1 protein-coding gene is annotated in these 652 nt (G+C 69.0%); it reads left to right on the forward strand.

The genetic code is table 11. The features are described 5' to 3' along the window. Positions 1-173 precede the first annotated feature (173 nt). Positions 174-652, forward strand: a 479-nt coding sequence (locus ACOADB_RS20730; RefSeq protein ID WP_378602891.1) for a hypothetical protein, incomplete at its 3' end; no start/stop codon positions are given.

Consider the following 652-nt stretch of genomic DNA (forward strand, 5'->3'; position numbering starts at 1 on the left):
CGGGGCCTGCATTCGCATCCGACGACGACCACTTCCAAGGTGCCCGTCGACGTCGACTGACGGGCCGCCCAGGAGTTACACCGTTGTAGTTCGTCAAGCCGACACGCCGGTGAATCCTGAGAATGTTGGGATTTTTGTTTCGGATGTGACGAAATCGCACTACGGTGACGCGAGTGCGCACTCCAACTCTCGGGTCAGGTCTTCTTGCGCTGGTGCTGACGGCGGCCGTCTTCGTCCCCGGGGCGCAGGCTGATCCCTCGGGTCCAGCCGACCCGGACACCCCCTCGGTGAGCGACATCCGCGCCGCACGGGACCAGGCCACCACGGCGAAGACGAAGGTGCAGCTCGTCCAGGACGAGCTCGCCGCGGCCGCCGCGGACCTGGAGACGGCGTCCATCCGCGCTGCCAAGGCGGCTGAGGCGTGGAACGGCGCCCGGTGGGCCGCTGACCAGGCGCGGACCGCGAAGCAGGTCGCGCTGGCCGAGTCGGTGAAGGCCAACCGGACCATGGCCGTCCAGAAGGCCGACTACCGCGACGCCGTGATCACCGCCGAGGCGATGGGCCTGGAGCTCACCGCGGTCGGCGCCCTGGTCTCCGCCGACGGGATGGAGTCGCTGGTGGAGCGATCGGCGGCGATCGACCACGTCCAGGC

The organism is Nocardioides sp. CPCC 206348 (assembly GCF_048654705.1).
Taxonomy (GTDB): Bacteria; Actinomycetota; Actinomycetes; order Propionibacteriales; family Nocardioidaceae; genus Nocardioides.